Origin of the sequence: Nostoc sp. (genome assembly GCF_036919675.1) — a bacterium.
Lineage (GTDB): Bacteria > Cyanobacteriota > Cyanobacteriia > Cyanobacteriales > Nostocaceae > Nostoc.
Genome location: NZ_JBALCP010000098.1, coordinates 24931 through 50091 on the forward strand (window position 1 = coordinate 24931; position 25161 = coordinate 50091).

At 43.7% G+C, this 25161-nt stretch carries 18 protein-coding genes; 11 read left to right on the top strand and 7 right to left on the bottom strand.

Annotated features, from left to right (window positions below; genetic code table 11):
* Positions 1-64 precede the first annotated feature (64 nt).
* Positions 65-259: a hypothetical protein gene (locus V7K49_RS20725; protein ID WP_335207200.1), complete on the top strand. Its 195-nt coding sequence runs from the start codon at positions 65-67 to the stop codon at positions 257-259.
* Between the two features lie 70 nt (positions 260-329).
* On the opposite strand, the gene tmk is transcribed toward V7K49_RS20725, so the two are convergent.
* Positions 330-989, bottom strand: coding sequence for a dTMP kinase (tmk, locus tag V7K49_RS20730; protein WP_335207201.1), 660 nt, complete (start codon positions 987-989; stop codon positions 330-332).
* A gap of 121 nt (positions 990-1110) precedes the next feature.
* On the opposite strand from tmk, the gene V7K49_RS20735 reads away from it, so the two are divergent.
* From V7K49_RS20735 to V7K49_RS20760, 6 genes are all read left to right on the top strand, one after another.
* The gene (locus tag V7K49_RS20735; RefSeq protein ID WP_335207202.1) at positions 1111-1311 is read left to right on the top strand and encodes a hypothetical protein; all 201 of its coding nucleotides are present in this window, start codon (positions 1111-1113) and stop codon (positions 1309-1311) included.
* 145 nt (positions 1312-1456) lie between these two features.
* Positions 1457-4258 carry an ATP-binding protein gene (locus V7K49_RS20740; protein WP_335207203.1) on the top strand — a complete coding sequence of 934 codons (2802 nt, stop codon included), beginning with the start codon at positions 1457-1459 and terminating at the stop codon, positions 4256-4258.
* A gap of 180 nt (positions 4259-4438) precedes the next feature.
* Positions 4439-7846: a leucine-rich repeat domain-containing protein gene (locus V7K49_RS20745; protein WP_335207204.1), complete on the top strand. Its 3408-nt coding sequence runs from the start codon at positions 4439-4441 to the stop codon at positions 7844-7846.
* A 190-nt stretch (positions 7847-8036) separates the two neighbouring features.
* Positions 8037-10127 (top strand): hydantoinase/oxoprolinase family protein, encoded by a 2091-nt coding sequence (locus V7K49_RS20750; protein WP_335207205.1) that lies wholly within the window; start codon positions 8037-8039, stop codon positions 10125-10127.
* Between the two features lie 197 nt (positions 10128-10324).
* Entirely contained in the window at positions 10325-10966 is a 642-nt protein-coding gene (locus V7K49_RS20755; protein ID WP_335207207.1) for a GNAT family N-acetyltransferase, read from the top strand.
* A 68-nt stretch (positions 10967-11034) separates the two neighbouring features.
* Positions 11035-12600, top strand: a complete 1566-nt coding sequence (locus tag V7K49_RS20760) for a hydantoinase B/oxoprolinase family protein (protein ID WP_335207208.1) — start codon at positions 11035-11037, stop codon at positions 12598-12600.
* Positions 12601-12670: 70 nt separating this feature from the next.
* Here V7K49_RS20760 and V7K49_RS20765 read toward each other — a convergent pair whose 3' ends face one another.
* A complete protein-coding gene (locus V7K49_RS20765) occupies positions 12671-12886 on the bottom strand; it encodes a hypothetical protein (protein ID WP_335207209.1) in 216 nt (71 codons plus the stop codon).
* Positions 12887-13259: 373 nt separating this feature from the next.
* Here V7K49_RS20765 and V7K49_RS20770 point away from each other — a divergent pair, with 373 nt between their 5' ends.
* Together V7K49_RS20770 and V7K49_RS20775 are read left to right on the top strand one after the other, a co-directional pair.
* Positions 13260-14777 carry an aminotransferase-like domain-containing protein gene (locus V7K49_RS20770; protein WP_335207210.1) on the top strand — a complete coding sequence of 506 codons (1518 nt, stop codon included), beginning with the start codon at positions 13260-13262 and terminating at the stop codon, positions 14775-14777.
* 230 nt (positions 14778-15007) lie between these two features.
* On the top strand, positions 15008-15964 hold the full coding sequence (locus tag V7K49_RS20775) for an NAD-dependent epimerase/dehydratase family protein (protein WP_335207211.1): 957 nt from the start codon (positions 15008-15010) through the stop codon (positions 15962-15964).
* Positions 15965-16235: 271 nt separating this feature from the next.
* Here the strand turns inward: V7K49_RS20775 and V7K49_RS20780 are convergent, their stop codons facing one another.
* From V7K49_RS20780 to V7K49_RS20800, 5 genes are all read right to left on the bottom strand, one after another.
* Positions 16236-16793, bottom strand: a complete 558-nt coding sequence (locus V7K49_RS20780) for a hypothetical protein (RefSeq protein WP_335207212.1) — start codon at positions 16791-16793, stop codon at positions 16236-16238.
* Between the two features lie 381 nt (positions 16794-17174).
* Positions 17175-19322, bottom strand: coding sequence for a tetratricopeptide repeat protein (locus V7K49_RS20785; RefSeq protein WP_335207303.1), 2148 nt, complete (start codon positions 19320-19322; stop codon positions 17175-17177).
* Between the two features lie 117 nt (positions 19323-19439).
* Positions 19440-20519: a homoserine O-acetyltransferase MetX gene (metX, locus tag V7K49_RS20790; RefSeq protein ID WP_335207214.1), complete on the bottom strand. Its 1080-nt coding sequence runs from the start codon at positions 20517-20519 to the stop codon at positions 19440-19442.
* Positions 20520-20575: 56 nt separating this feature from the next.
* The gene (locus V7K49_RS20795; protein ID WP_335207215.1) at positions 20576-21196 is read right to left on the bottom strand and encodes an aminotransferase class I/II-fold pyridoxal phosphate-dependent enzyme; all 621 of its coding nucleotides are present in this window, start codon (positions 21194-21196) and stop codon (positions 20576-20578) included.
* A 203-nt stretch (positions 21197-21399) separates the two neighbouring features.
* On the bottom strand, positions 21400-22290 hold the full coding sequence (locus tag V7K49_RS20800; RefSeq protein ID WP_335207216.1) for an SGNH/GDSL hydrolase family protein: 891 nt from the start codon (positions 22288-22290) through the stop codon (positions 21400-21402).
* Positions 22291-22615: 325 nt separating this feature from the next.
* Here V7K49_RS20800 and V7K49_RS20805 point away from each other — a divergent pair, with 325 nt between their 5' ends.
* Positions 22616-22810 carry a hypothetical protein gene (locus V7K49_RS20805; RefSeq protein ID WP_335207217.1) on the top strand — a complete coding sequence of 65 codons (195 nt, stop codon included), beginning with the start codon at positions 22616-22618 and terminating at the stop codon, positions 22808-22810.
* Positions 22811-23400: 590 nt separating this feature from the next.
* Positions 23401-25161 carry a Rieske (2Fe-2S) protein gene (locus V7K49_RS20810; protein ID WP_335207218.1) on the top strand — a complete coding sequence of 587 codons (1761 nt, stop codon included), beginning with the start codon at positions 23401-23403 and terminating at the stop codon, positions 25159-25161.

Consider the following 25161-nt stretch of genomic DNA (forward strand, 5'->3'; position numbering starts at 1 on the left):
ACCAGTTAATGCACTTCTAGATACGGGATTCACTCGTTGCCTAGCACTTGATAACCAAGATGCTTTGAGTTTAGGGTGGATTCTTAACAAGCCAGAGAATCTAAAACCATTCACTACAGACAGAGAAGAACCATTAACCGAAAGATTAAATTTACGCATCACTAAGACAATGAAAAAAGAAGTGCAGCAAGAAGACGATCCTCCTGAGTTTTGCAGAGAAGCTATTCAGAAAGCACTGGATGAGAAAAAAGGGAAGTAGTGAAAAGTTGTTGGAGTTTAGTTCAGCAACTTTTCTAAAATCATTAAAAACTTTTAGGTTTATTTTTGCCCTACGTCGCCAAGTGCAGATGTACGCACAAAATTCCTTGAATCACCTGTTGTACAGCTTCTTTACTCAAGCTGCCATCTACCCGCACAATTCGTGAGGGATAGGATGCTGCTAAATGTGCGTATCCTTGCTGAACGCGCCGATGAAAAGCGATTGTTTCCTGTTCAATCCGGTCTAATCCTACTCCATCTAGGAGTTTGCGGGCTAGTCCCACTTCAATATCGACATCTAACCAAATAGTTAGGTCACTTTCTAAGCCACCAGTAGCAATATAGTTAAGCTGATTGATTAAACTCATATTAAGACCACGACCATATCCTTGGTAGGCAATGGTAGAGTCAGTGTAGCGATCGCATAAAATATATTTCCCTACTGCGAGATTTGGTTTGAGTTGTTGTTCAACGTGTTGCGATCGATCAGCAGCATACAACAAAAGTTCTGTCACTTCTGCAACTGGCTCGCCCTGAGCGGAGCCGAAGGGTTTATCCTCTGCCTTCTCTAGTAGCAAGCGGCGAAGATGTAAGCCTAACTCCGTTCCTCCTGGTTCACGAGTTAGCATCACAGAAACACCCAGACTTTCCAACCACTCAGAACAAAGCTGCATTTGGCTGGTTTTACCACAGCCTTCCACCCCTTCAAATACAATTAATTTGCCACCCATGCTTTTTAAAGTTCGCTGCAATAAACATGTTCGCTAACGTTTGATCAAGAATAGCGCGAAGTTTGAACTAAGCGATTGAGAATCTTGGTTATCGTATTTGTTATTAGGAAAAAATCCTGCGATGCCTGCGGCGGGCTACGCCTACGCTTCGTATACAAAAGCTCTAGAATTCAGAAATGGCAAAAGTTTTTGGAGAGTGACAGAAGAGGGTTATGCCTTGGCTGAAAATCACCTGATGATCGCGGTGATGAATTGCTCATTCATTGCCAAAAGTCAGAAAACGACCCTTGGACTCGACCATTTCTATCATGTTTTGGCTTAAGTTGTTCAAGAGCGATCGCACCTCAAAGGCCAAATTGTGACATCTAACCATAACTTTGGGCTAAAAGTCTCTGTTCAGAACATTTAGCAGATGGGAACTCTAGCTAATAACCTTAATTACAGTATCCCACCCTGCACTGCCAATCATGTCCCATCCTGCTCATGCTACTTTGGGCCAATCTTCTTACCCTCGCTTGACTAGAAGCCTGAGTGCTGTTGAAAGTTGGGGCTTTGGTTTGACAGCTCATATTTCCTGGACAGCATTAGTTCCAGCAATTCATGCTGCTCTCGGTTCCCAAGCTATTTTTGTCTGGATACCTGCGGTGATTTTCGGAATGCTGCTCAACTATCAGGTAAAACGCTTGGGTATGTATTTTAGGAATGTGGCTGGAGGAACACCTAACTATGCTACCAAGCTGCTGCAAAACTACCCCGGACTAGCTTGCTATGCCGCAATTGGATACCTCCTCAACTGGGTTTCCTACTTAGCAGTTAATACGATCGTCCTCAGAGATTTAATTAAAGTGAATTTGGAGGCACTGGATATTACCTGTCCAGAAAGATTTCTGGATATTGGCTTTACACTGTTGCCGTTTATCGTGGCGTTTAGTGGGACTCGCGCCCTGAGTATTTTACATTTGTTTTTTGTAATTCCAGCCTTTGGATTGCTAATCACCTTCTGTGTACAGGGTCTTGGCTGGTTAGCGTTCTCTGGTGATAGTCCTGGGTTTTTTCCTAGCAATTGGTCATCTTTAGGCTTCGTGGATTGGACTAAGTGGTTCTTTTTCGTCACCTATGCAACCTACAGCTGTGAAACGGCTTCTTCCTTTGTCGCCGATAGCCACCAACCCACCCAGACGCTACGCTTTCTAGATTTTGCGGCTTGGATGATGCCACCTATCTTTTTAGGGGGGTCTTGGGTAATGATGCGGTTAGCAACAGATCCAAGCCTAAAAGACAATGCTTTTCTGAATCTTGTGGCGGCTTCCCAGCCCTTTTGGGGAAAATCAGCGGCTATAAGTGTTTCCTTTTTGCTGGTGGCTGCTTGTCTGCTAGGTTCAGCAACGGTCGTTTCTAATTGCCCTCGAATTTTGTATCAGTTGGCCTTAGATAACCATCTCTCACCAGTATTTTCCGTTGTATCACGTCGGGGTGTGTTTGTCCCAGCATTGACATTGACATTGGTGTTGTGCTTGATCTATCTGATTTGGGGAGATGTAGCCCGAATCGTGGCTGTTGGTAACATCGGTTGGTTTGTCTCCTTTATGTTATTCCATTTGGGGCTTTGGCTGCGGCGCGATCGCCCGGAAGTTTTGTTCCCTCGCATATCTCTGGGCATTCTGCTGTTAGAAGTTGTGGTGCTGTTGGTGGGTGGATTTGCCTGGGGTTGGCTCAACTTGCTCATTGGGCTATTATTTCCTATTGGTGTCATGGGAATAGATGCAGTGATTAGCCGCGTCGCCTTCCCTCCATTCCATCCCAGTTGGTGGATGCGACGATATCGCACACGCCCTGTGGTAATCATCAAGGACTCAGTAATTCTTCAGGTGAGCATCCTGATTTTTTTACTGTGCAGCGCAGTCGGAGTTGGCTGGTTATTTGGTGTCAAACTTAACAAAGTTGCAAATGCGGCGGGTGAAAATCTATTTGTGGTGCTGCTGATGAGTGTGGCATTTGTGGGAGTAGCGATCGCTTGTTGGACAAGTTTACCCCAAGTGGTGGCGATCGCAGAAGCCCGAGAAGCTGCCGAACACCTCTTTACCGTCGCCCAGGATGGTATTTTAGTCGTGGATGATCGAGGCATTATCCGACAGGCTAATCCAGCCACTGAATCTTTCTTTGTTGTCAACCCATCTGAGTTGCTGGGAAATCATCTCAACAAATGGCTACCTGCATTAGTCTACTATCCAGACCAGTGGACAAAACGTAGCGAACAAACCTTACTCCGCAATGGGAAAAACCAAATCCTGGAAGTTTCTATCTCAGACCGACCCCATCAGGATTTTCAGGAGTATGTTGTCATTCTCCACGACATTACCCCGCGCAAACAAGCAGAAGAGATATTGCGACACTCAGAAGCACAATTGCGCCAAGAGGCAAAGCACTTAGCATCTCAACTGGTGCATAGTGAAAAAATGTCCAGCTTAGGGCAGTTGGTAGCAGGTGTAGCGCACGAAATCAACAACCCAGTTAACTTTATTTATGGCAATATCACTTTTGCCAATCAATATATCCAAGATATACTTAGTTTGTTGCAATTATACCAGCAAAACTATCCTAATCCAGTCACCGAAATTCAAGAAGAAACAGAAGCCATCGACTTAAATTTCGTGATGGCAGACTTGCCAAACTTGCTAACTTCTATGACAGTTGGTGCTGAAAGAATCACAGAAATCGTCCTATCTCTACGAAACTTTTCCCGCTTAGATGAAACAGAGATGAAAGCTGTAAATATCCATGAGGGTATCGATAGTACATTGATGATTCTGGAACATCGCTTCAAGGCTAAATGTGATTCTCTAGCAATTGAGGTGATCAAAGAGTACGGCGACCTGCCATTAGTAGAATGTTACGCTGGACAACTGAATCAGGTTTTTATGAATCTTCTGGCAAATGCGATCGATGCAATTGAAGAGTCATTAGTCATTAGTCATCCGTCACCTGTACAAGACAGAGGAAAAATTCGGATTCATACTAAACTCAGCAGCGAAAAGCAAGTAGTTATTCGCATTGCTGATAATGGTTTAGGCATTCCAGAAAACGTCCAAAAACAATTGTTTGAACCATTCTTTACCACTAAACCTATTGGGAAAGGTACGGGGTTAGGTTTATCTATTAGCTACCAGATTATCACCCAAAAACATCAGGGAGAATTACAATGTATTTCTGCTCCAGGAGAAGGTACAGAATTTGTAATTGTAATTCCGCTAAACCAGCAAGCTATTTAATTATTAACATCATCTCATGTAATTAAATTTTTAACAAAGTAAAATTTTTACCCTTGGCGTTGCTTGCTGTTTATTAGAATGTTAGGCTGAGATTTTCTGGCTAAACCACCTGTATAGGCTGTTAACCAGAAAAAGTCTGGCTATTACTCCGATTTTGGTAGTGAGAAAAAGGATTTGGTCATGGCACAAGATAAGGCTTATCGGGAAGCAGAGCAGCGGATTAAAAAGGCACGGCGAGAGGGAGCAATAGAACTTGATCTCAGCGATATGGAACTCTCTGAGATACCAGAGGCGATCGCATCCCTGACTCAGTTGCAAACGCTTGACCTCGGCAACAACCAACTGACCGAACTGCCAGAAGCGATCGCATCCCTGACTCAGTTGCAAAATCTTGACCTCTCTAACAACGAACTGACCCAAGTGCCAGAGGCGATCGCATCCCTGGTACAGTTGCAAAATCTTGACCTCTCTAACAACGAACTGACCCAAGTGCCAGAGGCGATCGCATCCCTGGTACAGTTGCAAAATCTTGACCTCTCTAACAACGAACTGACCCAAGTGCCAGAGGCGATCGCATCCCTGATACAGTTGCAAACGCTTGACCTCTCTGGCAATCAATTGACCCAACTGCCAGAGGCGATCGCATCTCTGACCCAGTTGCAACACCTTAACCTCTTTGGTAACAAACTGACCCAAGTGCCAGAGGCGATCACATCCCTGACCCAGTTGCAAAATCTTGACCTCTCATACAACCAATTGACCCAACTGCCAGAGGCAATCGCATCCCTGATACAGTTGCAAAATCTTGACCTCTCTGATAACCAACTGACCCAACTGCCAGAGGCGATCACATCCCTGACCCAGTTGCAACAGCTTGACCTATCGTATAACAAACTGACCCAACTGCCAGAATCAACCAAAAATCTAACGAAACTAACTGTACTGTCACTTTCTGGAAATGAATTTGTCTCGTTTCCGAACGTAATTACGAGCTTGCAAAAATTGAGAGAACTTTATGTGGTCGACAATAAAATTGAGCAGCTTCCTAATGAATTCGGTAATTTAACACAGTTAATAAAACTTTGCTTAGGAGGAAAACAAATTTCCTCTAATGCATTTTATGAAGACGTGAGTCATGGGAATAATCTGACATCACTGCCTCACAGTTTTACTCAACTCGCTCAGTTAGTTGAACTTAATCTTGACGAAAACCCCTTGAACCCTGAACTAGCGGCGGCATACGAGCAGGGACTCGACGCTGTTATGGCATATATTCGGGCAAAGGTAGAAGCGCAGATTGTGCTGAACGAAGCCAAGCTGATTCTAATTGGTGAGGGTGAGGTGGGCAAGAGTTGTCTGTTGGGTGCATTGCGAGGGGATGAATGGGAAGATGACCGCCTCACAACTCACGGAATTGAGATTAAGCCTGTAATCGTCACTGATCCTGACAGTGGCACAGAAATCACGTTGAATGGTTGGGATTTTGGTGGTCAACGGGTTTATCGACCGACGCACCAGTTATTTTTCAGTGCGCCAGCCGTGTATCTGGTGATCTGGAAGCCACGGGAAGGGCCCCAGCAGGGCTTTGTCAAAGAGTGGATTACGTTGATCAAGAATCGGGAACCGGAGGCAAAGGTGCTGGTAGTTGCAACGCATGGTGGCCCCGGACAGCGACAACCGGATATTGACAGGCAAGAAATTCTGGATCAATTCGGCAAAGACACAGTAATAGATTTCTTCCATGTAAACAGCAAACCCAGTGAGGATACGACGCATTGCACCGGGCTTGCAGAATTAAAAGAAGCGATCGCTCGTATCGCTGCATCTCTTCCCGAAATGGGGCGATCCGTACCAGCAAAATGGCAGCAGGTGCGGGAAATCTTGCAGGCAAGCGACAAAGCTTATCTATCTTACGATGATGTCATTGCCATCTGTGCTGAACAGGGAATCGATAAGGAGCAAGCAGAACTGTTTCTTCGCATCTCCCATATACTAGGGCATTTCATCCATTACCATTACGACCCAACACTGCGCGATATCGTCATCCTCAAACCCGACTGGCTGGCAAAGGCGATCAGCTTTGTGCTGGATGATCAAATGACACGCAAACGCAACGGTTTAGTGGAATTTGAGCATCTCAGCCAGTTGTGGAGCCATCCGCCATTTGCAGGCGAAGAAGGCTACCCCTCAAAATTGCATCCAATCTTTCTGCGGCTGATGGAACGCTTTGATCTGTCCTACAAAGTGGTCTTCGATCCGTCAGAAACTAGCAATACCAGCCTGATTGCTCAACTCGTTCCCGATACACGCCCGGAGCCATTGCCCAATTGGGGAGAGCAACCGGAAGGCGGAGATAGACAACAGGTGCAAATCTGCCGCATTGTGGACAGTCGCGGACAGTTTGCAGTGGCAGAAGGGTTATTTTACCAGTTGATTGTCCGGTTGCACAAATACTCACTGGGACGGGCGAATTACGAAGACAGCATCCATTGGCAACGGGGCTTGATGCTTGACAATGACTACAACGGTCGGGCATTGCTGGAGTATGTTGGCACCGATGTAAAAATCACAGTGCGGGCAGCTTATCCTGAACGGTTCTTGTCTTATCTTACGGAAGAGATTAAATGGCTAGTTGAAAACTTCTGGGAAGGATTGCGTTGTAATGTGATGGTTCCTTGCATTGCACCTTGCAGCATGAATGCGCCTGGAAACGGACTGTTTGAGGTAAAGAAACTAATTGAAAGCAAAAAGAAAAATCGTCATGAGTTCCCGTGTCCCATTTCAGGGTGTGGTGAATGGCAAAACATAGATCGACTGCTAAATAACGCACCCACGACTCCGCCACCATCCCAAGCAATTGGCATTGAGCAATTCCGATACATTGTAAAAGACGAGCTAAACGTTATCCGCAAAGATTTGGTTATCTTAGATCGTCGAGATCAAGCACGCTTTCAGTCATTGTCTCACGAGCAGCGCACCATTTTAAGCCAGGTCGATCAGCAGTTTGCAGTGCTGATGCAGATGCTCACCGATGAAGCCAAAGACGGCCCGCGCCTGTTCAGCTTTAAGCCTGTTGATCCGAAATTTTTCGATCGCCCCAAATGGATTAGTGCCAAATTTCAACTCACCCTCTGGTGCGAACATGCACGTCAGCCACTTCCAGCCTTAAATCCCAATAACAAGAAAAAGGGAGTTTATGAATTAGACTTGCAGCGTGAGTGGTTCACCAAGGCAGTCCCCTATCTCAGAATTTTGACCGGAACCCTGAGCCTAGTTTTACCTGTAGCAGCTTCGACAACTAAATTCATACTGGATGACACCACCTACAAAGCCATTGAAGAACAACTCGATCTCGGACAGAAAAGCATCGAGTCTACCTTGAAGGGAAGTGATATGGCTTTGGCTGGGAAGTCCAAGAGCGATGCCTCCTTCTTGGAAGGCGATGCAATCCGCGCCCAAGGCTCAATTTTGCGAGAATTACACGCCCTTCTGAAAGAAAAAGATCCTAGTTTTGGTGGTCTAGTGCGGGTGCAAAACAAACGCCGTGAATTTTTGTGGGTTCATCCTCAATTTGTAGATGAGTATTAATTTTGGGGATGAACTTTTTTGATGTCGATTTGGGCTTTGACTACACCTGAATTATCTGTGCGTTCGATACGAAAACCAAGTTTTTTGCAAACTTTTTGCATGGCATAATTGTCATGAAATTAAAGACCAAGTAGAGCAAGCATTAGTTTAATTTGGGCTAATTTTTCATGATTATACAGGAAATAGAGTAATGTTGAAGATTTTTGCTGACCGTGGTGGTACATTCACAGATATTGTTGCTGTTACTGACAATCAGGACATCATAAACAAACTATCAAGACATCCTGAACGTTTTTTAATTGTGACTCTGCCTAATCGCCAATGGATTATAGTCTACAAACTGCTTTCAGAAAATCCCGAACAATACCAAGATGCAGCTATTCAAGGTATACGGGATATCATGGGTATTTTTAGCAACGAACCTATTCCTAGTGAAGCAATAGAAGTAGTAAAAATGGGGACAACAGTAGCAACAAATGCGCTGTTAGAAAGGAAAGGAGACAGGGTAGTTCTTCTGATCACCAAAGGTTTTAAAGATGCGCTGCGAATTGGCTACCAAAACCGTCCTAACATCTTTGCTCGTCATATCGTTTTACCTACCATGCTTTATGAACAGGTGATTGAGATTGACGAACGTTATGATGCTCATGGAAATGAATTAACTCCTGTAAATATTCAACAAGCTAAAAATAACTTACAAGCAGTTTACAATACAGGAGTTCAGAGTTGTGCTATTGTTTTTATGCACAGCGATCGCTATCCTGATCACGAACAACAAATAGCCAAAATTGCCGAAGAAATTGGCTTTACACAAATATCTATATCTCATCAAGTTAGTCCGTTAATGAAATTAGTTAGCCGAGGAGATACAACAGTAGTAGATGCTTATTTAACTCCTATTCTGCGTCGCTATGTCAACCAAGTAGCGAGTCAGTTACCTGGAGTTAAATTAATGTTTATGAAATCTGACGGAGGTTTAGTTGCAGACCAACAATTTCAAGGCAAAGATAGTATTTTTAGTGGCCCGGCTGGAGGTATTGTCGGTGCAGTCCAAACTAGTAAAAGGGCAGGTTTCGAGTTAGTTATTACCTTTGATATGGGAGGAACAAGTACAGATGTCGCTCACTTTAAAGGAGAGTATGAACGACAACTAGATTCGGAAATTGCTGGGGCGCGGATGCGAGTTCCCGTATTAGCAATTAATACCATTGCGGCTGGCGGTGGTTCAATTCTCTTTTTTGATGGTTCTAGCTATCGTGTCGGCCCTAAATCTGCTGGATCGAATCCTGGGCCTGCTTGTTACCGACGTGGCGGGCCATTAGCGGTTACTGATGCCAACGTGATGTTAGGCAAAATCCACCCGCAATATTTTCCCTCAGTTTTTGGAATTGATGGCAATTTACCTTTAGATAAAGATACTGTCATTCAGCAATTTACACAATTAGCCCAAGAGATTCAAGCCGCTACATTAAATCATTGTACTCCCGAACAAGTAGCCGCTGGATTTATGGCGATCGCAGTGGAAAATATGGCGAACGCAATTAAAAAAATCAGTCTACAGCGGGGTTATGATGTCAGCCAATATGTGCTTTGTTGTTTTGGTGGTGCAGGCGGGCAAGTTGCTTGTTTAATTGCCGATACCTTGGGAATGAAAAAAATATTTCTTCACCCTTATGCTGGTGTTCTTTCTGCTTATGGAATGGGATTAGCTGATGTGCGGGCGATTAGAGAAGGGGGAGTAGAAGAGCCTTTAACTCAAATATTAATTCCTAAATTACACCAGTTAATGGAATATTTAGAAACTCAAGCTAAAAGTGAAATAAATGAAGATAATATCCAAGCAGAAACAGTCTGCAAAGTTAACTTAAAATATGAGGGGACTAACTCTACATTGACAGTTAATTTTACTAATGAAGTAGCAGCGATGCGACAAGAATTTGAAGTTGAACATAAATCTCGTTATAGTTTCATTCAATTAGAGAAAACCTTAATTGTTGAATCCGCCTCAGTGGAAGTGATTCAGAAAATGGAGACTCCGGAGGAACCTTTAATTATTCGGACTCGTTCTCTAGATGAAGCTCCTATATCTGTTGAGACAGTAAGAATGTTTAGTACTGATAGATGGTATGATACTCCTGTTTATCGGCGGGAAGATTTACAACCAGAAGATAGGATTAATGGACCTGCAATTATTGTAGAAAAAATTAGCACAATTGTAGTTGAACCTAACTGGAAAGCCAGATTAACTGAATGTAATCATCTGATTTTAGAATGTCTATAAACTGGCTGTTGTGTTGGAAAATACTCACCCTCGCTAGACTAATCTCAACACGGTTTTACAACAAAAAGGTTATCCATTCATGGACTCTCGCATTCAGTCATATTTGCGCTTTGCGGCGAGCCAGCAACGTGATACGGAGCAAATCGGTCTTTTCCTCGCTAGCTTTAACCGCCATAGCGCCAATCTTTTTCTTAACTATGCCATCCCCAACGACGCAGCCACACCGTCACTCACCGACGTCAAGGCACTATATTGCTGCCTATGAAAGTCGCGGACGAAAACCGCGTTTGGAGTACGTTGCTTCCCTTGCGCCTGCTGTTGAGGAGGCATTAGTAGCTGCTGCTTTCACCGTTGAGGGACGCTTGCCACTCATGATTTGCACTCCTGGTTCAGAGCAATTGCTTCCTGTTCCCCCGGATATTGAATTAATCGTGCCAGTTTCAGACGCCCAGATGCTTGCTACAGTTACGGTGCAAAACGAGGCTTACGGAGAGTCTGCACCAAGCCCCGAAGATGGTAAACGTCTTGGCAATAGCCTAGCAGCAGGCGGAATCGCTGTACTTGCTCGTGTTGCCGCAACAGGCGAACCTGCGGGGGCTGGAGTGTGTTCCGTGCCGGGAAATCAGACGCCAGAAATCGCTGGTATCGGTGTGCGTGTTGCTTTTCGCCGACGCGGCATAGCAGCAGCCTTAACAACCCGGCTGGTGCGAGAAGCTTTCAAAGCAGGTGTTACGGTGGCGTTTCTCATGGCGGCACATCAAAAGGAAGTGCAAATTTACACCCGCGCCGGATTCTCTACAATAGGCGAAATTTTGCACATTTCGCTTTCGCCCAAGTAGACAGCGATAGTTAGTAGTAAATATTGAAGTGTTTAAGCGATTACTACAAATTTTTTTAGGAGTTAAAAATGTACACAACATCTCAACCCGATCCCGTGCGCTTAGAAATATTCAAAAACCTCTATCAATTTATTGCCGAACAAATGGGGATTGTTCTCCAAAACACAGCAACATCTGTAAATATCAAAGAAAGGTTAGATTTCTCCTGCGCTATTTTTGACTCTTCTGGATTACTAGTTGCTAATGCCCCCCACATTCCTGTACATTTAGGCTCAATGAGTGAAAGTGTCCGGAGTTTAATTCATGATAAAAGTGACACCCTAAAACCGGGAAATGTCTATTTATCAAATAATCCCTATAACGGCGGTACACATCTTCCTGACGTAACTGCAATTACCCCTGTTTTTCTAGAAAGTGGAGAAAATTCTGCATCCTCTACTCCCCTATTCTACGTTGCTTCTCGTGGACACCAAGCAGATATCGGTGGAATTACTCCCGGTTCAATGCCTCCCCACAGTACCACAGTTGAAGAGGAAGGAATTATTTTTGATAATTTTCTCTTGGTTGAAGAGGGAAATTTTCGAGAATCGGCAGTAAGACAGCATCTCTCAAATCATACTTATCCTGCTCGTAACCCTGACCAAAATATAGCTGATTTTAAAGCACAAATTGCCGCCAATGAAAGGGGAGTTCAAGAACTTTATAAAATGGTTTCACAATACGGGCTTGAGACGGTTCAAGATTACATGAACTTTGTGCAAGCTAATGCTGAGGAGTCGGTGAGAAAGGCTATCAATCTTCTCAAGGATGGTTCATTTATTTATCAAATGGATAATGGAGCAAGAATTCAAGTAAAAGTGACGATTCATCCAGAAAGTCGCAGTGCTAGCATTGATTTTACTGGCACATCTGGGCAACTAAATAGTAATTTCAATGCTCCGAAAGCTGTAACTCAAGCAGCAGTCTTATATGTCTTTCGGACTTTGGTTGATGATAATATTCCTCTTAATGCCGGTTGTCTTAACCCTCTAGAAATTATTATCCCGATCGGCTGTATGCTGAATCCAATTTATCCAGCAGCAGTAGTAGCGGGTAATGTAGAAACTTCTCAAACCATTGTTGATGCTTTATATGGCGCTTTGGGTGTTATGGCTGCTTCTCAAGGAACGATGAATAATTTTACTTTTGGTAATGAGCAATATCAATATTATGAAACTATCTGCGGTGGCTCTGGGGCAGGAATTGATTTTGATGGAACTGATGGTGTTCATTCTCACATGACTAACTCCCGCTTGACCGATCCAGAAGTTTTAGAAACCCGTTATCCTGTACTTTTAGAAAGCTTTAGTCTTCGTGCCGATAGCGGTGGTAAAGGAAAATATTCCGGTGGTAATGGAGTTGTCCGCCGCATCCGTTTCTTAGAACCCATGACAGCTAATATTCTCTCTAGTCATCGGGTTGTCCCTCCCTTTGGATTAAATGGTGGGGAAGCCGGAATTGTCGGACGCAACTGGATACAACGCCAGAATGGAATTGAAGAGAATTTAGACAGCACAGCAACAGTAGAGATGAAACCTGGTGATGTTTTTGTGATCGAAACTCCTGGAGGAGGCGGATTTGGTAAAGCCTCCTAGTACCAAGAATTTCTCCTGAATTTAAAAGCAAGAAATCTAGTTAGTTTTAGTTGCAGTTTGGCAAAATATTTTATCTGTAATAACACTTATCAATCCAAATTCGTATTTCTTCTTCAGAACCAAAACAGGCAGAGCGTCCTGTGATCGGATCGTAGGCGTGCCAACAAGAAATGTGACCATGCCAGTTAGATTCCTGCCACACTTGGAGGTCAGAACCACTAGTCATCCATATGACAAAATGTTCCCAATATTTTCGTAAATTTAACAAAACATTAAATTTATTCATAGTGAAAGCACCTGATAAACAGTCTGACTTTTCACGTCATCTGAAAAAGCCCACGAAAAACCTAACCCCCTAACTCCCTTCCTGACGCGGGAAGGGGGAAAGTTCAAAGTCTCTCTCCTTTTAGGAGAGAGAAATAGAAGTGAGGTTTTCCATATCCCGTGAAAAGTCAGGATAAACAGTGAACTATTACTTTTACTTTCACGTAAGAATTTTCAACTGAGAAGGTACAGTTTTGGCAGATTTGATCTAGTACAGTTCAGCGCCATCCCAACTGGTATAGTAAAAAATCTCTCAACTGTACTAGGTAAACTTGGTAAAAATAGTTTATATTGCCAGTATTGATGATTATTTAATCATTAAGGAGTGCGCCAAAATGAATATTTTATTAGAACGACAGTCACGTAAACCGATTTATTTGCAGATTCATGATCGCATCAGTCGTCTGATTAAATCTGGCGCACTCAAAAGTGGCGATCGCCTCCCCTCTATCCGCTCTCTGGCAGAAAGTTTACAAGTTAACAAACTCACGATTATTGAAGCATATAACGTTTTAGAAGCAGATGGGATTGTTTCTGCCCGTCAGGGTTCAGGATACTTTGTCAGCAGCGTTTCTCTGAAGAGTGCCAACCTAGAATCTACATTTGCTCCAGCCCAAAATGTGATAATTACAAAACCAGGGAAGTGTTCTTTTTATGAGATGTATACTCCACTGGTGCAAGCACAAACGCAGCCAGGAATGATTAATTTTGGCTACGGTTATCCACGTCCACCAAAAGATATCAACGTCATTGCCAGACGAGCGCTAAGACAAGATGATACTGATATTTTCTTTCCCCACGAGATGCCTCAAGGACAGCTAACTCTGTGCAGACAAATTGCCCAGATGCTAGTACATCAAGGATTAGAGGTTTTTCCAGAGGATTTAATTATCACTAATGGCTCTCAGCAAGGGTTGTCATTAGCGATGAATTATTATGTACAACCTGGTGATTGGGTAATTGTGGAAGCTCCCACCTATTATGGTGCAATCTCAATCTTAGAAAACTTAGGAGCCAAGATTATTGGCATTCCCATGACTACGGAGGGAATGAATTTAGATTTATTAGAGCAATATCTACACAGCCACCGCCCGAAATTAATTTATACAATTAGTACCTTTCACAATCCAACCGGATTGACGACAACACAAGCTCATCGTCAACAATTATTAGCATTAGCCGAAAAATATGAGTGTCCCATTTTAGAAGATAATGCTTATGAAGGAATAAATTTCGAGGCTGTGCCAGGGCCAATTAAAGCTTTAGATAAAAATAATTTAGTAACTTACTTAAGCACCTTTTCTAAAACTTTAATGCCTGGTTTACGAGTGGGCTATATGGTAGTTACAGGTAAGCATTATCAAGCAATTATTGAGCGGAAGTTGCTCCATGACTTGCACACATCGAGTATTTCGCAAACAATAGTTAGCGAATATCTCGCCTCAGGACATTACCGCCGTCACCTCAGCCGACTTCGCACAGAGAATCTCCAAAGTCGTAATAACATGCTGCAAGCTTTGGAGCGTTATTTTCCCGAAGAAATCCGGTGGACAGTTCCCACGGGTGGATTATTTCTCTGGGTACAGTTACCAGATGATTTTCCGATTAAGACAATTCGTAAGGAAGCCTTTGCACAAAATGTCTACCTAGCGTGCGGTTCGGCATTTTTCCCCGATAAGCAGGGTTATCCAGCGATGCGCCTGACTTTCTGTCTCCCGCCAGAGGAGATTGAGCAAGGGATCTCGATTGTGGGTAAGTTGCTGAAAAAGTATATTTCCAGAGGATGCGTAGTAGCACAAACAAGTCTGAGTACCGGAAGCGATCGCCAAGTGTTAGCGATCGCGCAGCATTAGCGAGCGTCCGCAGGAGCCAAGACACAGAGGTTTAGAGAGAAATCAGCCCATAGTCTACATCAACGGAAAAATGATGTTATGCGATCGCTTCTTTGAAAAAGGCGCTCTAAATGTCAACCTTAAGGGGGTATTCCTGTGCATTGCAATTGTTGTAAAAAACTTTAAAGATAGCTAATCTCCTGTCAGATGATTAACATTAGCTGTTTGCAGGAAAAACTACTTTAAAAGATATGACTATAAACTTTGTCATTACAAGCGCTGATACGGAACTGGGACAAGAAACCACCCAGCAACTAGTTGCTCGTGGACATCAGGTGACTGGAATACCACTGAATAAAGATGGAGCTGAGGTCATACGTTCAAAAGGTGCCCTAGCTGCTGATGTCAGTCTGACAAGTGCAACTGAACTTAAAGATGTTTTATCCACAGCTAATGCTAATGTGGTTATCAATCTCACGCCACAGTTTGCCAATACATTATTAAGCGATGGTCAGGACTGGAAAGGATTTGACAAAACCTTAAAAGCCACAACTGATGCACTATTGACAGCGATTGAAGATGCAGGGACTCCGTTTCTTGTCCACACCAGTTATACCTTTCTCTATGGCAATGCAAGAGATAGCACAGAAACTGCGCCTCTAGTTGCACCTGGCGACGATCCAATTTTTGCCGCCGCGATCGCCACAGAAAACCAGGTGAGCAACAGCAAGATTCCCTCTAGCCTTTTACGGATGGGATACCTGTATGGCCCCCAATCTGAAGACCTTAAACTATATATAAAATCATTCAACCTCAGACGCCCTTATTATGCAGGACCTGCAAATAACTTAGGCAACTGGTTGCACTTTGAAGATGCTGCTCAAGCTCTAGTTCAAGCAGGAGAGCAGCAAACAGCAGGCGCAGTGTTTAACATCGTCGATGGAACTCCGGTATCGTTTACAGATTTTATTGATTACTTTGCCTTCGCATTAGGCAGAAAACAACCTGCACACATTCCTATGTGGTTTACTCCTGTAGCACTTTTGGTGGTAATTACACCTCAGCAGGTAGAGTTACTTAAATTGGCAACCACAGTTAAAAGCGACTCAATTCGTCAACAGCTTGGTTGGAAACCGCGTTATTTAACTTACAAAGAGGGTTTGCAGCAAACGGTACAAACTTGGCGCAGCAAGAACGAAATTAAATAAGAAAGGAGTATTGTTGCAAAAAAGTTGTAGGTTAGGTTGACTTAAGAAAACCCCAAATTTTGATTGATAAACATTGGGTTGAGCAACGGGAAACCCAACCTACACCTAATGCACTATTTTAACCTAGTACGCCACGGCGTAAATAGAGCAACCATTTAAAATCCCTAAAAAGCCCATTCCACAATACTTTTGACTTTTGACTTTTGACTTTTGACTTCCGCCTTGCGGTACTAGCCACTTCATAAATGACTTCTTAGAGGCTTTGAAAAATCTAACGAAACCACACACTACCACCGAAACCACCAGTTTGGCTTACGGCTTCTATTCTATTGTATGAATCGATTTTGAGTTGCAGACTTCCATTGCTTAGAGTGCTGCCCTTCGGTACATCAGCCCAATTACCATTGATTTGGTTGTTATTAATTGTGCCATTAAAGACATTACTAAAAGCTGGATTGGTAGGACTATATTCACCATACCACCACACCTGATTTCCTATCTGGCGTATATAGTAAGTTCCGCCATCATTAGCTTGCCATTTACCTGTAATATTAATGACAGGTGATGGTGATGGTGATGGTGATGGTCGTGGTCGTGGCTCAGGATCACAGATCGGGGGCGGATCTGGAAGGTTACAAGGAGGCATTGCTATAACTTGGGGCATTGGTGTAATTTTTCCTGTTTTTAAGGCAGTTGTTTCACGGGTATTCTTATTTGCGTTACCTGGAATACTTACATACGCCGATACAGGTTTGAAAAAAAGACATCCACTAATAACAGTTGCAACGATGGGCAGAGTTGCAAGAATGCTGTGTACTTTCTTAGTCATATTCAAATCTCCAATTACAAACATCTTTCTACACGCTGTTTACGCTTGTAGTATATTGTATTTTATCATCGGTAATTTTAAACATTTAGGATTTACGCAAAACTACACACGTAGAGGCAATTCATGAATTGCCCCTACCTGAAAATTAGGGTTTCGCCAGCATCCCACCACCACGATTTCGCTGCTTCACTTTGCTTTGCCAGTTGTTATCTATCTGAGAATGGGTTCAGCTTTTTTCGTTACCAATTCTGAATGCTTCCTCAGATATCCAGGCTTACTCTTACCAATAGCCGCTAGTTGGATTAACAAAAATACGGAGTAATTCACCATAAGAACCAACAGCACCCTTACCCGGAAGTAATGAACTTGGCATCATTGGGATTAATCTTGCTCCCACTCTCGCTCGATTCTCTCCAAATCCTTCGCTGCACCCAATTGCTGAAAGATTTGATGCGCTGTGTTGTAATGATGTTGGGCAAGTTCTGTATTGCTGCGCTTACGCTCAAGCTGTGCTAAATCGTAGTTAACCTCTGCTACTAGGTGAGTCATCCCCAACTCTTCTGCTATTAACAAAGCTTGTTTAGAAAACTGTTCTGCTTCTCTCAGATTACCGCGATCGCATTCATTTTCTCCTAAACAACTATAAGAAGAAGCCATACCAGAGCGATCGCCTAATTCTGTTCTCACTGTTAAAGATTGCCGATACAGGATTTCAGCTGCATCCCACCTGCCGTGATTGCGCTCTATATCTCCCAACAATCCCCAACTATTCGCTATACCAGAGCGATCGCCTAATTCTGTCATCACTTCTAAAGATTGCTGATAGAGGATTTTGGCTTCATCCCACTTGCTGCGTAATTGCTCAATATATCCTAACTGTCGCCAATTATTCGCCATACCAGAGCGATCGCCTAATTCTGTTCTCACTTCCAAAGCTTGCCGATATAGGGTTTCGGCTGCATCCCACCTGCCGCGATTGCGTTCTATATCTCCCAACACTCCCCAACTAGTAGCCACGCCAAAGCGATCGCCTAATTCTGTCTCAACTTCTAAAGATTGCTGATAGAGGGTTTCGGCTGCATCCCAGTTGCCGCGATTGCGCTCTATATCTCCCCACTGTCCCCAAATAGAAGCCATACCAGAGCGATCGCCTAATTCTGTTCTCAGTGTTAAAGATTGCTGATAGAGGGTTTCGGCTGCATCCCAGTTGCCGCGATTGCGCTCTATATCTCCCCACTGTCCCCAACTAGTAGCCATACCAGAGCGATCGCCTAATTCTGTTCTCAGTGTCAAAGATTGCTGATAGAGGGTTTCGGCTGCATCCCAGTTGCCGCGATTGCGCTCTATATCTCCCAACACTCCCCAACTAGTAGCCACGCCAAAGCGATCGCCTAATTCTGTCTCAACTTCTAAAGATTGCTGATAGAGGGTTTCGGCTGCATCCCAGTTGCCGCGATTGCGCTCTATATCTCCCAACACTCCCCAAATAGAAGCCATACCAGAGCGATCGCCTAATTCTGTCATCACTTCTAAACATTGCTGATAGAGGGTTTCGGCTGCATCCCAGTTGCCGCGTTTTTTCTCTATATCTCCCAACATTCCATTGCAATATGCAATATTACTTTTACTTTCTTGCTTTTGTGCAATAGCTAAAGCATTCTGAAAACATCTTGCTGCTTCATCCCAATTGCCTAAATCACGATGAATTATTCCAATCGATTGCAAGCAGATGCAGCGTTCCTCTTCGTCAATGTGCGGCAAAATTTGTTCACATAAGTCTTTTAATAAACTCCAGTGTCCCCACCATCTCAGATATTCTCTCAGAGTTACCAGTACTAAATGATATGCTTCGCTGTAATTGCCCAACTGAAAAGCAAAATATTCAGCCTCCAGCACTGGGCGCAAATCTTCTAAAGTTTTAGGATTTTCAACATTTTTACCAGAGCAGTAAAATTTATAGATACTCTTGAGCAGATTGGGCAGTTCGTCTTTATATACCGCTTGTACAAACTCCACAATCACCCGATGCAAGTCATAAAATACCTCACATTGCTGTTCATCATAGCGACTCTGCACCAAACTGCTATCGACTAATCGCTCTAAAATTGTTTGCGTTTCACTAATTTCTTCCTCTGTCAATTCAGCAGGTCTTTCTAATCTTGCTGCCATTTCAAAGCGGTCATCTTGCTCTTGATCATCTGTAAATAACCGCAAGAAAGTTAAACCTCGAATATCTATCCCTACTCGCAACACACACATTCGGCGGAGTACATCTCGCGCTGCTTCACTTTGCCTTGCCAGTTGTTCTCTGAGAATGGGTTCAGCCTTTTTCGTCACTAATTCTGGATGCTTCCACAGATACCCAGGCTTACCCTTACCAATAGCCGCCAGTTGGGTTAACAAAAATACGTGTCCCTCAACTCGCTCAGATATCCACTGCAAATCTGCTACACTATCTTTCAGTTGGCGCTGTCGCAAAATCTCAACTCCCGCGACTGTCGCCACTCCAGAAATTGTCTCGATATACACCAATTCTGAATCTGGTTCCGCACCTTCATAGCGGATATCGGAAGTTCAAGCTCAGAACTCGAAAGGCCGATCTTTTAGCTCGGAAGTTCGTGCTCAGAACTCGAAACGCCGAGCTAGCTAGGAGGCTGGGAAATCTAAACTTTGCCGAAAAGAGATCACTATTTCATTTATTGCAGCCATGTCAATTAAAAATGCATCATGTCCGTGGGTTGACTTTAGCCACGCCAGTTGAGCATTAGGGATTAAATTTGCTAATTCTTGTTGTTCTACAGGAGGATAGAGGATGTCAGAATCAATGGCGACAACTAAAGTCGGTTGCTGGATGCTTTGTAGAACAGATTCATAATCTGATAAATTAGGAGCTGTGCGATCGCGTGCAACATCGTGGCGATCCATTGCGTGGGTGAGGGTGATGTAAGTGTTGGCATCAAATCGTTCTGTCAGCTTTTGACCTTGATGCTGTAAGTAACTGGCTATAGCAAACTGCTCAGATGCATCATATTGCCGCCCAAAGCGGGTTGTAAAACTATCCCAAGAACGGTAAGTAGACATCGCCATCATCCGCGCCACTGCTAATCCTTGATTTGGGGGCGCATCCAGAGTGTAGTTCCCTCCTTGCCAGTTTGGATCAGCATAAATTGCCTGTCTTTGGGCTTCACTTAATCCAATACACCAAGCAGAATGTCTTCCAGAAACAGCGATGGGTGCGATCGCTTTCACCAATTCTGGATATAATAACGCCCACTCCAATACTTGCATCCCACCGAGTGAACCGCCAATTACTAACCGCAGAGATTGAACACCCAGGTATTCTAGTAGTGCAGCTTGCAGGTGAACCATATCTCGGATTGTTATCTTAGGGAAGGATACGCCATAAGGCTTTCCCATTATGGGGTTGATAGTAGTTGGCCCAGTTGTACCGTAACAACTTCCCAAGATGTTGCTGCACACAATAAAATCGCGTTCTGGATTGAAAGCTTTCCCTGAACCAAACAAAAGTTCCCACCAATCATCAGCGTCAGCCGAACCAGTTAAGGCATGACAAATTAGTACCCCATTATCGCCTTGAGTATTTAACTGTCCCCAAGTCCGATAAGCAACCTGAACCCCAGTTAATGTTTCGCCTCCTTCCAGTTGAAATGGCACCGTCAGCTGATAAAACTGGGTTTGCAGTGAGATGAAGTCTGAGTAAATCATATCTAGGATTGTGTTCAAGAGGCAGTGAAGATGGGGGAGCAGGGGGAGAGAAATAACTAATGATTTCTGACTTTATTTTCGTAGGAGAGCCAGGGTCGAGCTAAATACCCACCAGCACCGAAGGTATTATCCACAATTAAAGGAATGCCGTTTTCGTGAGCAATGTGAGCTAAAGCGGCAAAGTCAGGAATATTGAATTGAGGATTGCCAATGGTTTCAACGTATAACGCTTTGGTGCGATCGTCGATCGCCTGACGGAAACTTTCTGGATCATCTCCTTCCACAAACTTGACGTTAATACCTAGTCGTGGTAGGGCTACTTTAAACTGATTATATGTTCCCCCATACAGAAAACTAGTGGAAACAATATTATCTCCAGCCTGAGCAATGGTACTGATTGCCAAGAATTGCGCCGCCTGACCACTAGCGGTTGCTAATGCTGCTACACCCCCTTCTAAGGCAGCAATCCGCTTTTCAAATACATCCGTCGTCGGGTTCATGATCCGAGTGTAAATGTTACCAAATTCTTGGAGAGCAAACAACCGCGCTCCGTGATCGGCGTCGTCAAAAACGTAGGAAGTCGTTTGGTAAATTGGGACAGCACGAGCATTAGTTCCCGGAGCCGGCTCTTGTCCAGCATGAACTTGCAGGGTTTCAAAACGATATTGTTCAGACATAAGCAGTTATTTTAGTTTCCAATTATTATATAAGCAAAGAATATAATAATTGAGCGTTCTGTGAGATTAATCAACGGTAATTTGTTAGACTTACCGTATTTTAATCTAAAATATTTTTGACACAAAAAATCTATTACCCTGCAAAAATCAATATTACCGAAGAAGGCGAAAGGAAAAAGCTTTAATTCCTTCCCCTTCCCCTTTCATGGAACCATTATTAAACGCGGATTAATCATCCCTGCCTCTTGAATTGTTGAAAAAGCAGTTTCCCCGATGATGCGATGAGCCGCAGCCGTTGGGTGAATGCCATCCCAGAACAAAAACTGGTCTGGGTTACTACAGATGCTAGAGCCAGACAGACATGGACTGGTGACATTGGTAAAGTTAAAGGCTGCCGGATTTGCAATTGCATTTCGATACAAGGTGTTGGCATCTAATACCACAATCTCCAAATCGGAATGCTGTTGACTTAGGATTTTGAGCGATCGCCTCAAGCCTTGATTATGTGCTTGTGTTAATGCACTAAGATTCACAGAATTCGTACTGGTTCTAGTGGCAGGTAACTGTCCTAAATCTGGTAAATTTCCTACCAAAATCTTTTTAGCACCCACATCAGTTAGAGAGCTGATGGCGATCGTCAGATTTTTAACAGGAACAGTTGCACTGCTTACCCCTTGCAAATAATCATTTGCCCCAGCCCACAGCACATACAAAGCATCTGAATTCGTCTTTTGATGTGTCTGAGTAAACGACTGCACTTGATTTAGCAAGCTAGGTACATAGCTGTTGCCAACGCTGCCAGTAGTTGCTCCTGCGTAAGCAAAATTGTTAGTTTGCTTGGAGGAAAGATGGAGAGATTCGGCAAGATACTCAATCCAAACGCGACCATTCGAGTAACGCCCCTGATAGTAAGTTGGATTAGGTGGATACATTCCTCCTGTCGCCCGGAATACCATCCCTGTATCTGAAAGACTGTCTCCAAAGACGTAGAGTTCTGTAATGGGATGAGTTTTATCCATAAATTTTGCCGCTACAACCATGATAAAAATTAGGAGAGCAAGTCCCGTTGTTAAAAACCACTTTTTTTTTGGCATTAAACTTTTCTGCAAAGCCTAAAGGCTACAGTTTTTACAACTGTTGTTGATGATTATTGTTGTGAGTAAAGATTGAGCTTGCAATTGAGTACTTCTCTAAGCTAACAAGCTAACTTCAGAGGTGGTGAGCAAAACCGGATACTTTCAGGTGTGGATTTTGCCAATTGTCTTAATGCAGTTTTCAAATGAATAGACCAAAGTCAATTTTTTTAACGAACCGCCAAGGACGCAAAGGACGCAAAGAAAAGGAGGAAATACTTACTGAACTGTATTGTTTTAAAGCTGCCCCAAATCTTGCTCTGCAATGCCAATGCATCGACTTACAATGACAATGCATCGATCTGCAATGGCAATGTATCAACCTACAATGGCAATGCATCAACCTACAATGGCAATGCATCAACCTACAATGGCAATGCATCGACCTACAATGACAATGCATCGACCTACAATGACAATGCATCGACCTACAATGGCAATGCATCGACCTGTAAAAATTAACGCTACGCAGCAACTCTAAAAGACTTGTGTACACTACGGTAGCTTTCAAGGAGAGAAGCTTTGAATTTCCCCCTTCCCTCGTAGGGAAGGGGGCAGGGGTTAGGTCTTTTTATCTACTTACAGCTATTTTCAGGTAAATAAACCACGCTCTACGGGCACAGCAATACTCATAGGTGTCAACTTAAGCGCAAACCCCTTTAAAACCTCGTTTCCAGCCTCTGGCTGGAAATGCTCTTCAATTGCGGCAGAGCCGCAAGTTTTGAGGCGGAGCCTCCCATTAGGCATTCCCAGTCAGAGACTGGGAACGAGACAACGAGACAATCTTTAAAAGCTGTTTCTAGTCAAATAGACCACGCTCTGCGGGCACAGCATTGCTGTGCCCCTACGACAGATGTGGTTCAAATATATGAAAACTACTTTGAAAATTGGTGTAATGCAGTGGCGTTGTGCCTTGTAACCTCGTCATCAATCAAACGATAAGGTGGTGGCTGACTTTTCTTGGCAAATGCCTACAATTAACAAAAATTAGAATTGCATCGTTGCTCAAATCGTTGAAAGTTCGCCAGAGTGGTAGTAGGAGTTTTTACATCACTTTTGTGGAAAACTGAAATGATTCAAAAATTTGCAGCCCCAACCCAAAGAGATAAATACATCCGTGTTGCTAAATTTGCAGATGTTCAAGCAGCAGGTAGTTTGTTGGTTCGCAGCGAAAAACACACTATTGCTCTGTTTTACTCAGACAATAAAGTCTATGCAATTGATAACCGGTGTCCGCATATGGGCTTTCCCCTCCACGGAAGCACTTGCAAAGATGGCATTGTAACTTGCCCTTGGCACTATGCCCGCTTCGACCTCGCCAGTGGCGGAACATTTGACTCTTGGGCAGATGATGTTCCCTCCTTTAGTGTAGAAATCCGCGATGGAGAAGTTTGGGTAAATCTAGATCCCCTAGTTGACCTTCATACCCACCACAGCCAACGTCTTCAGGATGGCTTAGAACAGAGTATTTCGTTAGTTATTGCCAAATCAGCGATCGCTTTACTGGACATGGGGGCAGATTTTACCGAACCATTTCAAGTGGGACTGGAATTTGGCACCCGTTACAACAAAGCAGGCTGGGGTACAGGCTTAACTATCCACACCTGCATGATGAATTTGCTGCCTTATCTAGATGCAGAAGACAAACCCCGCGCTCTTTTCCAAGGACTTTCAGCAGTAGCTAATGATAGTGCAGGTGCGCCACCTCACTTTGTAGTTCATCCATTGCCCAATTCTACTGTTGACCTAGATACCCTCAAAAGCTGGTTTTGCCAGTTTGTTGAGGTGCGGGATAGTGAAGCAGCAGAGAGATGTTTGGTATCTGCAATTCTGGCGGGAGCTAATTCTGAGCAACTTGCAGATATACTGTTCACATCTGCCACAGACCACCGTTATATCGATAGCGGTCATGCACTCGACTTCATTAACAAGGCACTAGAAGCCCTGGATGCTATTGCTTGGCAAGGGGCAGAGTCAGTTTTGGCGAGTCTAGTTTCTGGTTTAGCAACTGCTTCCCGCATGGAAGAATCCAATTCTTGGCGCTACCCTGTGGATTTGGTAGAAATTCTAGAATCTGCCTTTGAGCAGTTACCTACGGCTTTGGCAACAGGACGGCCTCGACAAGGAACTTGGTCAGGTGAGGAGGAATTGGTGCCGATTTTGTTAGGGGAAGACCCACAGAAAATTGTTAACTCTCTTCTGACTGCCCTGGAAGCTGGTTGTATTGAAGAACAATTGGCAAGTGTAGTTACTTACACAGCAGCACTTCGGGTAGCCCGCTTTCACACTAACAACGACTTTGGCGACTGGAATTCAGCGCACCATCCGTTTACTTTTGCCAATGCAGTGCATCAAGGATTACGACGAGTGCCTTCGCTGAAATTACTACGAGGTGTGTTTGATGCTGCCATGAGTGTATATCTAAATCGTTTTTTGAATGTGCCACCAGCAAGACTTCCAGAACCAAAAGACTCTGCTCAAAATCCTGAAGAATTGCTCAAGGAACTACCAGATTTATTAAATCGCCAACAACAAGTAAATCAAACAGGTAAATTGGTTGCTGATTATTTGTACAATGGCGGCTCTGTTGAGCGACTGATGGCAATGTTGGGTAAGTTGATGCTGCGCGAAAATCGGGAGTTTCATGTGATTCAGGAAATGGAAGCAGCCTTTAGACAATACTCGCTGCTGGGTGAAACTGCTGGTATTCATGTACTAGTTGCTGCTGCTCGTTATTTAGCAGCACACGCGCCCACGATGCGATCGCAAGGGCAAACCTATCAAATTGCTGATCGGTTGCATAAAGGCGATCGCCTGTTTGAGGAATCGTAA

What these genes read in the sequence shown, in the direction of transcription:
- V7K49_RS20745 (WP_335207204.1), top strand. Translation starts at nt 4,439, where the DNA reads ATGGCACAAGATAAGGCTTATCGGGAAGCAGAGCAGCGGATTAAAAAG.
- V7K49_RS20760 (WP_335207208.1), top strand. Translation starts at nt 11,035, where the DNA reads ATGTACACAACATCTCAACCCGATCCCGTGCGCTTAGAAATATTCAAA.
- V7K49_RS20750 (WP_335207205.1), top strand. Translation starts at nt 8,037, where the DNA reads ATGTTGAAGATTTTTGCTGACCGTGGTGGTACATTCACAGATATTGTT.
- V7K49_RS20755 (WP_335207207.1), top strand. Translation starts at nt 10,325, where the DNA reads ATGCCATCCCCAACGACGCAGCCACACCGTCACTCACCGACGTCAAGG.
- V7K49_RS20805 (WP_335207217.1), top strand. Translation starts at nt 22,616, where the DNA reads ATGACAATGCATCGATCTGCAATGGCAATGTATCAACCTACAATGGCA.
- V7K49_RS20735 (WP_335207202.1), top strand. Translation starts at nt 1,111, where the DNA reads ATGCCTGCGGCGGGCTACGCCTACGCTTCGTATACAAAAGCTCTAGAA.
- V7K49_RS20780 (WP_335207212.1), bottom strand. Translation starts at nt 16,793, where the DNA reads ATGACTAAGAAAGTACACAGCATTCTTGCAACTCTGCCCATCGTTGCA.
- V7K49_RS20810 (WP_335207218.1), top strand. Translation starts at nt 23,401, where the DNA reads ATGATTCAAAAATTTGCAGCCCCAACCCAAAGAGATAAATACATCCGT.
- V7K49_RS20770 (WP_335207210.1), top strand. Translation starts at nt 13,260, where the DNA reads ATGAATATTTTATTAGAACGACAGTCACGTAAACCGATTTATTTGCAG.
- V7K49_RS20765 (WP_335207209.1), bottom strand. Translation starts at nt 12,886, where the DNA reads ATGAATAAATTTAATGTTTTGTTAAATTTACGAAAATATTGGGAACAT.
- tmk (WP_335207201.1), bottom strand. Translation starts at nt 989, where the DNA reads ATGGGTGGCAAATTAATTGTATTTGAAGGGGTGGAAGGCTGTGGTAAA.
- V7K49_RS20775 (WP_335207211.1), top strand. Translation starts at nt 15,008, where the DNA reads ATGACTATAAACTTTGTCATTACAAGCGCTGATACGGAACTGGGACAA.
- metX (WP_335207214.1), bottom strand. Translation starts at nt 20,519, where the DNA reads ATGATTTACTCAGACTTCATCTCACTGCAAACCCAGTTTTATCAGCTG.
- V7K49_RS20740 (WP_335207203.1), top strand. Translation starts at nt 1,457, where the DNA reads ATGTCCCATCCTGCTCATGCTACTTTGGGCCAATCTTCTTACCCTCGC.
- V7K49_RS20800 (WP_335207216.1), bottom strand. Translation starts at nt 22,290, where the DNA reads ATGCCAAAAAAAAAGTGGTTTTTAACAACGGGACTTGCTCTCCTAATT.
- V7K49_RS20795 (WP_335207215.1), bottom strand. Translation starts at nt 21,196, where the DNA reads ATGTCTGAACAATATCGTTTTGAAACCCTGCAAGTTCATGCTGGACAA.